Origin of the sequence: Nocardia carnea, from assembly GCF_029869215.1 — a bacterium.
Taxonomy (GTDB): Bacteria; Actinomycetota; Actinomycetes; order Mycobacteriales; family Mycobacteriaceae; genus Nocardia; species Nocardia carnea_B.
The window spans coordinates 17,628-27,432 of sequence record NZ_JARWPM010000037.1; the positions used below are offsets into that span (position 1 = coordinate 17,628).

Consider the following 9,805-nt stretch of genomic DNA (forward strand, 5'->3'; position numbering starts at 1 on the left):
TATGCGCGTACTCGCCGCGATGAGTGGTGGAGTGGATTCCGCGGTGGCGGCGGCACGGGCCGTCGATGCCGGGCACGAGGTGATCGGGGTCCATCTGGCGCTGTCGAGCGCGCCGGGCACCCTGCGCACCGGTTCGCGGGGCTGCTGCTCCAAGGAGGATGCGGGTGACGCCCGCCGGGCCGCGGACGTGCTCGGTATCCCGTTCTACGTCTGGGACTTCGCCGACCGCTTCAAAGAAGATGTGATCGACGATTTCGTCGCGGCCTACGCCGCCGGTGAAACGCCGAACCCCTGCCTGCGCTGCAACGAGAAGATCAAGTTCTCCGCGCTGGCCGACCGGGCCGCGGCCCTCGGTTTCGACGCCGTGGTCACCGGACATTACGCCCGCCTGGCCGACGGCGTGCTGCGCCGGGCGGTGGACGCGGACAAGGATCAGTCGTACGTGCTCGCGGTGTTGACCGCCGAGCAGCTGAAACGGGCCATGTTCCCGGTGGGCGACACCCCGAAACCGCAGATCCGGGCCGAGGCCGCCGAACGCGGGCTGGCGGTGGCCGACAAACCGGACAGCCACGACATCTGCTTCATCCCCTCCGGCGACACCCGGGCGTTCCTCGGGGCGAAAATCGGGATCCGGCCGGGCGCGATCGTCGACCGGCAGGGCGCCGAACTCGGACGGCACGACGGTGTGCACGGATTCACCATCGGGCAGCGCAAGGGCCTGGGACTGCCCGGGCCCGGACCGGACGGCAAACCGCGCTATGTCACCGAGATCGACCCGGACTCCGGCACCGTGCACGTCGGATCGGCCGATGATCTGCAGGTCTGGGCCATCGACGCCGAACGGGCCGTCTGGACCGGCGGGGTGGCGCCGGACGGGCCGGTCGAGTGTGTGGTGCAGGTCCGGGCACACGGCGGTATCGCGCCCGCCACCGCGGAAGCGGTCGGCGACGGGCTGCGGGTGCGGTTGCACGAACCGCTCAGCGGTGTCGCGCGGGGTCAGGCGGCGGTGCTGTACCGGCCGGACCCGGCCGGCGACGAGGTGCTGGGCAGCGGGACGATCGCGGCCACCTCGCGTACGGCACCGGCCGGCGCGCCGCGATGACCGCAGCGGCCATTCCGGCCGGAGTGGCGACGGGGGTCGGGTCGTGGCCCGGCACCGACCCGCGCGAGGCGGCCGCGGTGATCGTCGGCGAGCTGCCCGGTCTGCCGCATCTGGTGGAACTGCCCGGGCGCGGGGTGGGCGCGGATACCGTCGGGCGGGCGTCGGCGCTGCTGGTGGATATGCGTTTCGACATCACTCCGCGCGGCTACCGGCTGGCCGCGCGCCCCGGCGGGGTGTCGCGGCGTGCGCGCGATCTGCTGCGCACCGACCTCGACGCCCTGCAGGAGGCCTGGGAGAACGCCGGGCTGCGCGGGAGCGGGCGGCCGGTCAAGGTGCAGGCCGCGGGTCCGCTGACCTTGGCCGCCCAGGTGGAACTACCCCACGGTCATCGGGTACTCACCGACCGTGGCGCGGTACGCGATCTGGCGGATTCGCTGGCCGAAGGGATCGCTGCGCATATCGCCGAAATCGCGGCCCGGCTGGAGACCGAGGTCGTGCTGCAATTGGACGAACCGTCACTGGCCGATGTGCTCAACGGTTCGCTGCGCGGGGCGAGCGTGCTCAACACGGTGCCCGCGCTGCCCGAACCGGAGGCGTTGTCGATCCTCGACGCGGTACTGGCACCGCAACGGGTGGCGACTCTGGTGCACACCTGCGCGCACCGTCCGCCGCTGGACTTCCTGCGCCGGACCGCGGCCGGCGCACTCGGCTTCGATCTCGCGACCCTGTCCGGCACCGCCGGCCTGGACGCGGTCGGCGAAGCGCTGGACGCGGGCAAACACCTGGTGCTCGGGATGGTGCCGACAACCAAGCCCGGCACCGCGCAGAACTGGCGGGACATCGCCGAACCGGGCGCGCGCCTGATGGATCGTCTCGGATTCCCCCGCGCCGAACTGGCCCGGCGGGTGACCGTGAGCCCCGCCTGCGGACTGGGCGGCGCACCACTGAGCTGGGCGCGGGATGCGCTGCGCCTGGCCTCGGATACCGCGAAGGCGTTCGCGCAGGACCCGGAGTCGCTGGTGCCGCAGTAGGATTCGCCGGACTTCGGTCGGCGTGCCACGCGCATGCGCATGCGGTGCGACCCGTCACCGTCAGGTTCGGGCGACCACTCCCTGCGGCAGTCCCTCGCCACCGGGGGCATGTGTGCCCTGGCGCGGAGCGCAGTCCGGGCGGTCGTGTGAATTCCGCCGGTGCTCTCCGGTGTGTTCACCGCGGGACTGCAACGGTCGGGCGCGGGGCGGGCGACGTGCGGATATGTGACCGGGAGTGTCGGTGGCCTCGACTAATCTGCCAGATGTGAGTGAGACCGGAACCCCCACCGAACGGGATATCTCCAACGGCGAGGCCGCACCCGCACCGGCCGCCGGGGCGGAACGCGCGCGCTGGCAGGAACTCGCCGATACCGTGCGCGAACACCAGTTCCGGTACTACGTCCGGGACGCGCCGATCATCTCCGACGGTGAATTCGATCAGCTGTTCCAGCAGTTGCTGGCGCTGGAGGAGAAATACCCCGATCTGCGCGCCCCCGATTCGCCCACCCAGCTGGTGGGCGGCGGATTCGCCACCGATTTCACCCCGGTGGATCACCTGGAGCGGATGCTCTCCCTGGACAATGCCTTCTCCGCGGCGGATATGCGTGCCTGGGCGGCGCGGGTCGAGGAGGAGACCGGCCCGGATCTGCACTATCTGTGTGAGGTGAAGATCGACGGGGTCGCGCTCAACCTGGTCTACCGCAACGGGAAACTGGTCCGCGGCGCCACCCGGGGTGACGGCCGGACCGGTGAAGACGTCACGCTCAACGCGCGGACCATCGAGGACATACCCGGGGAACTCACCGGAACCGACGAATTCCCCATCCCCGACCTGCTGGAAGTGCGGGGGGAGGTGTACTTCCGGCTGGAAGATTTCGAAACGCTCAACGCCGCGATCGTGGCGGAAGGTAAACCGCCGTACGCGAACCCGCGCAATACCGCGGCCGGTTCGCTGCGGCAGAAGGATCCGTCGGTCACCGCGCGGCGGCGGTTGCGGATGATCTGCCACGGTCTCGGGCGCACCGAGGGGTTCACGCCCCGCTCCCAGCACGACGCCTATCGGGCGCTCGCCGCCTGGGGGCTGCCGGTGTCGGCGCATACCGTGCTGGTCCAAGGGGTCGATGCCGTGCTGGACCGTATCGCCTACTGGGCCGAGCACCGCCACGATATCGAGCACGAGATCGACGGTCTGGTCGTGAAGGTCGACGAACTGCTGCTGCAGCGCCGGCTGGGGTCCACCTCCCGGGCGCCGCGCTGGGCGATCGCCTACAAGTACCCGCCGGAGGAAGCCACCACGAAACTGCGCAATATCGCGGTGAACGTCGGGCGCACCGGGCGGGTTACGCCGTTCGCGGTGATGGAACCGGTGGTGATCGCCGGGTCGACGGTCGCGATGGCGACCTTGCACAATGCCGCCGAGGTGGTGCGCAAGGGCGTGCTGATCGGCGATACCGTCACCATCCGCAAAGCCGGTGATGTGATCCCCGAGGTGCTGGGCCCGGTGGTGGATGCCCGCACCGGCGACGAACGTGAATTCGTGATGCCCACGCATTGCCCCGAATGCGGGACCGAACTCGCCTACGAGAAGGAAGGCGATGCCGATATCCGCTGCCCCAACCAGCGCACCTGCCCCGCGCAGTTGCGGGAGCGGGTGTTCCATGTGGCGGGCCGGGGCGCCTTCGATATCGAGGCGCTGGGCTATGAGGCGGCCGTCGCACTGCTGAACTCCGGCGCGATCACCGACGAGGGCGACCTGTTCGACCTGGACGCCGAGCGATTGCAGAACGTCTCGCTGTTCGTGAACAAGAACGGCAGCCTCTCCGCCAACGGCCGCCGCCTACTGGACAACCTCGCCGCCGCCAAGGACGTCCCGCTGTGGCGGGTGCTGGTCGGGTTGTCCATCCGCCACGTCGGGCCCACGGCCGCCCGCGCCCTGGCCGCCGAATTCGGCAGCCTCGAGCGGATCGAGCAGGCGACTCTCGAGGAACTGTCCGGTGCGGAGGGCGTCGGGCCCACCATTGCGACCGCGGTCGCGGAATGGTTCACCGTCGACTGGCATCGCGCCATCGTGGACAAATGGCGGGCCGCGGGGGTCCGGATGGCCGACGAACGAGACGAATCGATCCCGCGCAACCTCGAGGGCCTGTCCATCGTGGTCACCGGATCGCTCCAGGGATTCTCCCGAGACGGCGCGAAGGAGGCGATCCTGCAGCGCGGCGGGAAGGCCGCCGGATCGGTATCGAAGAAAACGGCCTTCGTGGTGATCGGCGATTCGCCCGGCTCCAAGGCCGCCAAAGCCGAGGAACTGGGTGTGCCGATCCTCGACGAAGACGGATTCCGCACCCTCCTCGAATCCGGCCCGGATGCCGTGCGACCGGCCGGGGAATCCGGCTCGGAACCGGACGCGCCGAAGGAGTAGCGCGGGGCCTGAGCTGCTCTTCTGGACCGCCGACGCCTCGGTCCGGCATATCGGCTTCGCGCTGGAACACCGGTCGTTCCGGGACCGCCCCGGAGGGGACCGGTACGACACGGTGGCGGTCCCGATGCTGCGGCCCGGCGGCCGGGCACGGCAGGATGGCGGGATGCTGCGCAGTTTTCGGGTGTCCAACCACAAATCGCTGGCCGACCTTCAGGAATTGCGGTTGACCCGCGGTAGCACGCCGGTGGCGGTGCCGGTCACCGCCGTGCACGGCGGGCCGGCGGCCGGTAAATCGAATCTGGTGGATGCGCTGGGGCATATGCGCGACGCGGTGCTGCGTTCGGTGACCGGCTGGGACCCCTACGCCGGGCCCGAACGCGCACCGCATCTCGGCCGTACCGGGCAGCCCTCCGAATTCGAGGTGGTGTTCATCGCCGAGGGGACGCCGTACACCTACGGGTTCCGGCTGGATGCCGCCGATGTCACGGCCGAATGGCTCTACAGCCATCCGCGGTCGCGCAAGCGGATCGTTTTCGAACGCGAGGGTGAAGCGGTGCGGGTGGGGCCGATGTTCGAGGCCGCGCGGTTCGGCATCACCGCGCTGGTGCCGCTGGTGCGACCCAACGCGCTGCTGCTGAGCCTGGCCGGGCAGATGTACGCCGAGGCGCTGGTGCCCGCCTACCGCTGGTTCGAAACGATGCTCGAGGTGCTGCGTGGCCCCGTCGCTACCGAGGCGATCGAACTGCGGGTGGGTTCGCATCTGTCGCGGTCCGCCGAGAACGCGGCCCGGTTGCTGACCTTGTTGCAGACCGCCGATCTGGGGATCACCGATCTGCTCATCGCGCAGCACGATCCCGGGTACGCCGACTATCTGCGCGACCTCGACGCCGATATCGCGGCGCTGAGCGAACAGACCGAGCGGGCGATCGCCTCCGCGGGGTACGCGGCGCAGCTGGAACAGGACACCGGGCTCACCGTCGCGCAGCTGGCACGCGAACTGACCAATATGCGCAATGCGCGCGACGCGCTGTACACGCGGATGGTCGCGCGGCACGGGGTCGGGTTGCGGCTCGTGCATACGGGTATCGAACCGGTGTTCACTCTCGCCGAGGAATCCTCCGCGACCCTGGCTCTGCTACGGCTGCTACCCGTACTGCTCGATACCCTCGACGCCGGAAAGGTGCTGGTTGCCGACGATTTCGGCGCGCAGCTGACGGCCGAGGAGGCCGATCGCCTGGTGCAGCTGTTCCAGAATCCGGAAACCAATACGCGCGGTGCGCAATTGGTGTACACGACCGGCGATCGCGCGCTCGTGGACCGTGGTAACGGACGGTCGGCGCGCACCCGCACCGGTGTCTGGACGGTCCGGAGGTCGGCGGCCGGTGTCAGTACACTCGCGATGTCCTGAGCGCCGGCCGCCGGCGCCGGCTACTTGCTCGGTTGTGGCAATGTGCAACCCATCTTCGGGTTGAGGCCCATGTAGTTGAGCGGTCCGGCGACGATGTTCACCGCCAGCGTCGCGGCGTGTGAGCATTGTTCCGGTGGTTCGTTGAAATAGCCCCGCTGCCAGGCGGCGACGATGCCCGCCACGAACCAGATCAGGAGCACCAGGCCGAGGACGCGACTGCCGGTCGCGCCCGTTCGAATCGATGGGTTCGGCATTTCGATCTTCCTTCCGCATCGGTAATCGTGGGATACCCGGTGGTGGCGGCCTGATGCGCGATGCGGCAGGTCTCACGCAAACAGTTACTCGCGGGCGTTTCGGATGATCTTTTTCCGGCGCAGCGGGTTTCGGACCGGGAATCCACCGGACTGCCGGCGGCTCGGCGTGCGCGGCCGGTGCGGGCGGCGGCTCGGCCTAGCATGGTGGTGTGTTCTTCGAACTGGCGATGCTGGCGATCATGGTGGCCGCACTGGTGGGAATGCTGGTCCTGGTGTTCCGCGGGCGGCGGGGTACCGCGCTGCCGCAGGACGCCGAGATCGGGTCGCTGTACCTCACCGGGGTGAGCCCGCGGCCCGAGGCGATGGGCGAGCAGTTCGTGACCATCACCGGAAACCTGTCCGGTCCGTCCGAATCCGGCACCGTGGTGTACGGGCGATTGGTCTGGGATGCCGCCTACTGGCCCGCTGTCGGCGATACGCTCACCGTCGCCTATCCGCCCGGCAAGCCGGACCGGTGGCGGATTGTGGAACCCGGGTCGTAACGCGACCCGCTTGCGGTGGCACGGGTGCCCCGGTGACCTGACAAGGCTGTTCAGCCCAGAACGGTCGCGACGATTCCGGCGAGGTACCCGAGACGCGCGATCTCCGAGGGCCGGAAATCGGGCCCGCCGGGGCGGCCCAGCAGGAGCGCCTGGCTGGACGGCCCCAATGGCGCGGCGGCCAGTTTGGTATCCATATCGCGCCAGATCTCCGGCACCCAGTCCGCGTCGGCGTCGAGCGCCGTCGGCTTCTGCAGTGGCATCCACGGCACCGATGCCGCCTGGGTCTGCGGTGCGCTCTGGCTGCCGACCAGGCGGTACGCGCCTTGCGGGCCGATGTCGAGCACGGTGCTCCAGCCGACTCGCAGCACCCGGGGGATCCCGTCGACGAGCACCTGGAGCCGGTCGTCGCGGGCATTGGCGACATTGTCGATGAGTTCGAGTTCGCGGTGGGTGTCGAGGACACCCGAATACGGCCGGATGGAATCGACGCGCACATCGGCCAGCGATTCCGCGGCGGTGATCAGCGTATCGGGGAGTGCGTTCGGGGCGATCTCGACGACCAGATCGTCGACGGCGAACCCGGCGCCGCGCTCGACCACGTCCAGCGAGAGGATATCGGCGCCGACGGTGCCCAATGCCACCGCCAGCGATCCCAGGCTTCCCGGACGATCCGGAAGTTGCACGCGGAGCAGATAAGACACGTGCGTTTCCCTTTCCTTCAGCGGCCGAGGCTCTCAACGGATACCCGGTCTGCTCATCTCTACACCCATTTCGAAGGGTTCTCGACTCGAATTGTGCGCCCTGACCGCCCCGCAGCGGTAGCCGACGGTGTGAATCGGGTGGGCCGCGGTGCTCGTGTGGCCTCGCGGCGGGCCCGGGCGAGCGGCACCATTAGGCTGTTCGGTGCTTGTGATCCGTAATCCGAACTATCGCCGAAAGGGGTTCGCGGTGACCGCCATCTCCCGCGACGAGGTCGCACACCTCGCCCGGCTGTCCAGGCTCGCCCTGTCCGAGGCCGAACTCGATCAGTTCGCCGGACAGCTGGATTCGATCCTCAGCCATGTGGCGACCATCTCCGAGGTGGCCGCCGCCGATGTTCCCGCCACGCCGTCCCCGGATCCGGTGACGAATGTGACCCGCCCCGACGAGGTGCGTCCCGGGCTCAGCCCCGAGCAGGCCCTGGCCGGCGCGCCGGCCAGTGAAGACCAGCGGTTCCTGGTGCCGCAGATTCTGGGAGAGGGCGAATGACGGAGGAACTGACCGGACTCGGTGCGGCCGAGCTGGCCGCGAAGATCCACGGCGGGGAAGTGTCGTCGGTGGAGGTGACCCGGGCGCATCTGGACCGGATCGCCGAGGTCGACGGCGAATACCACGCCTTCCTGCATGTCGCCGGTGAGCAGGCGCTGGCCGCCGCCGCCGAGGTGGATACCGCGATCGCCGGGGGGAAAGCACCGGCCTCGCCGCTGGCCGGTGTCCCGCTGGCGCTCAAGGACGTGTTCACCACGACCGATATGCCCACCACCTGCGCGTCGAAGATCCTCGAGGGCTGGGTGGCGCCCTACGACGCCACGCTCACCACGCGACTGCGGGCCGCCGGTATCCCGATCCTGGGCAAAACCAATATGGACGAATTCGCGATGGGTTCCTCCACCGAGAACTCCGCCTACGGACCCACCAGGAATCCGTGGGACACCGGCCGGATCCCGGGCGGGTCCGGCGGCGGTTCGGCGGCGGCGCTGGCCTCCTACCAGGCGCCGCTGGCGATCGGCACGGATACCGGCGGGTCGATCCGGCAGCCGGCAGCGGTCACCGCGACCGTCGGCACCAAGCCGACCTACGGCACGGTGTCGCGGTACGGACTGGTCGCCTGTGCGTCGTCCCTGGACCAAGGCGGCCCCTGCGCGCGGACGGTACTGGACACCGCACTGCTGCACGAGGTGATCGCCGGGCACGATCCGCGGGATTCGACCTCTCGTAACGTGCCGGTGCCGCCGGTGGTCGAGGCGGCGCGCCAGGGCGCGGGCGGAGATCTGCGCGGTGTGAAGATCGGCGTGGTCAAGGAACTGCACTCCGACAGCTACCAGCAGGGTGTGCTCGCCTCCTTCGACGCGGCCGTGGGCGTGCTGAAGGATCTCGGCGCGGAAGTGGTCGAGGTGTCCTGCCCGCATTTCGAGTACGCGCTGGCCTCCTACTACCTGATCCTGCCCAGTGAGGTGTCCTCCAACCTGGCCCGGTTCGACGCCATGCGTTACGGGCTGCGGGTCGCCGACGACGGGCAGCACAGTGCCGAACAGGTCATGGCCGCCACGCGGGCCGCCGGTTTCGGGCCCGAGGTGAAACGCCGCATCATGATCGGTACCTACGCGCTCTCGGCCGGGTACTACGACGCCTACTACGGTCAGGCGCTCAAGGTGCGGACGCTGATCGCCCGCGATTTCGACAAGGCCTACGAGCAGGTCGATGTGCTCGTCTCCCCGACGAGCCCGTTCACGCCGTGGAAGCTCGGCGAGAAGGTCGACGATCCGCTGGCGATGTACCTGTCGGATCTGTGCACGCTGCCCACCAACCTGGCCGGGCATCCGGCGATGTCGGTGCCCTCGGGCCTGAGCCGGGACGACGGGATGCCGGTGGGCCTGCAGATCATGGCCCCGGCGCTGGCCGACGACCGGCTGTACCGGGTCGGCGCGGCCTACGAGGCGGCGCGCGGGCCGATCGCCACCACGTCGGCGCCGAGTCCTACCAGGCCCTGATGAGATCCAGCGGGTGGGTCCGCCCGGAATCTCTCGGTCGGACGGACTCGCTACCGGCAGCGGCTGACGGGTGAGCACACACAGGCCCTGATGAGGGGTTCACATGGCCCCGAAACCCACACGTGACCGTCGGCGGCGCCGAGTTCAGCGAGGCCCTTGGAGGGTTTGGCCCGTCCCAGCTTTCCCGCCGCGCGACGATTCGGCGCCGCCGCGAGTTTAGCGGCCGGGAGGCCGGGACCGCGGCGGGGCGACGGCCCAGCGGGGTGGCCCGCCGCTTGCCGAGATTCACGGTGGGGCGC

9 protein-coding genes are annotated in these 9,805 nt (G+C 69.6%); 7 read left to right on the plus strand and 2 right to left on the minus strand.

Annotation, left to right across the window (positions count from 1 at the left end; all coding sequences use genetic code 11):
- The first annotated feature begins 1 nt into the window (after window position 1).
- From mnmA to QH276_RS01415, 4 genes are all read left to right on the plus strand, one after another.
- Window positions 2–1,102 (plus strand): tRNA 2-thiouridine(34) synthase MnmA, encoded by a 1,101-nt coding sequence (gene mnmA / locus QH276_RS01400; RefSeq protein ID WP_280401740.1) that lies wholly within the window; start codon window positions 2–4, stop codon window positions 1,100–1,102.
- Window positions 1,099–2,133, plus strand: a complete 1,035-nt coding sequence (locus tag QH276_RS01405) for a methionine synthase (RefSeq protein WP_280401739.1) — start codon at window positions 1,099–1,101, stop codon at window positions 2,131–2,133. The genes mnmA and QH276_RS01405 overlap by 4 nt, the downstream gene beginning before the upstream one ends.
- Before the next feature lie 298 nt (window positions 2,134–2,431).
- On the plus strand, window positions 2,432–4,552 hold the full coding sequence (gene ligA, locus QH276_RS01410; RefSeq protein WP_280401758.1) for an NAD-dependent DNA ligase LigA: 2,121 nt from the start codon (window positions 2,432–2,434) through the stop codon (window positions 4,550–4,552).
- A 163-nt stretch (window positions 4,553–4,715) separates the two neighbouring features.
- Window positions 4,716–5,960 (plus strand): AAA family ATPase, encoded by a 1,245-nt coding sequence (locus tag QH276_RS01415; RefSeq protein ID WP_280401738.1) that lies wholly within the window; start codon window positions 4,716–4,718, stop codon window positions 5,958–5,960.
- Between the two features lie 20 nt (window positions 5,961–5,980).
- Here the strand turns inward: QH276_RS01415 and QH276_RS01420 are convergent, their stop codons facing one another.
- Window positions 5,981–6,214, minus strand: coding sequence for a hypothetical protein (locus QH276_RS01420; protein ID WP_280401737.1), 234 nt, complete (start codon window positions 6,212–6,214; stop codon window positions 5,981–5,983).
- A gap of 209 nt (window positions 6,215–6,423) precedes the next feature.
- Between QH276_RS01420 and QH276_RS01425 the strand changes: the two genes are divergently transcribed.
- The gene (locus QH276_RS01425; protein WP_348536665.1) at window positions 6,424–6,756 is read left to right on the plus strand and encodes a hypothetical protein; all 333 of its coding nucleotides are present in this window, start codon (window positions 6,424–6,426) and stop codon (window positions 6,754–6,756) included.
- 50 nt (window positions 6,757–6,806) lie between these two features.
- Here the strand turns inward: QH276_RS01425 and QH276_RS01430 are convergent, their stop codons facing one another.
- Window positions 6,807–7,457 (minus strand): amino acid-binding protein, encoded by a 651-nt coding sequence (locus QH276_RS01430; RefSeq protein WP_280401736.1) that lies wholly within the window; start codon window positions 7,455–7,457, stop codon window positions 6,807–6,809.
- A gap of 247 nt (window positions 7,458–7,704) precedes the next feature.
- On the opposite strand from QH276_RS01430, the gene gatC reads away from it, so the two are divergent.
- Both gatC and gatA read left to right on the plus strand, forming a co-directional pair.
- Window positions 7,705–8,004: an Asp-tRNA(Asn)/Glu-tRNA(Gln) amidotransferase subunit GatC gene (gene gatC / locus QH276_RS01435; protein ID WP_280401735.1), complete on the plus strand. Its 300-nt coding sequence runs from the start codon at window positions 7,705–7,707 to the stop codon at window positions 8,002–8,004.
- Window positions 8,001–9,506, plus strand: coding sequence for an Asp-tRNA(Asn)/Glu-tRNA(Gln) amidotransferase subunit GatA (gatA, locus tag QH276_RS01440; RefSeq protein WP_280401734.1), 1,506 nt, complete (start codon window positions 8,001–8,003; stop codon window positions 9,504–9,506). The genes gatC and gatA overlap by 4 nt, the downstream gene beginning before the upstream one ends.
- The last annotated feature ends 299 nt before the right edge of the window (window positions 9,507–9,805 follow it).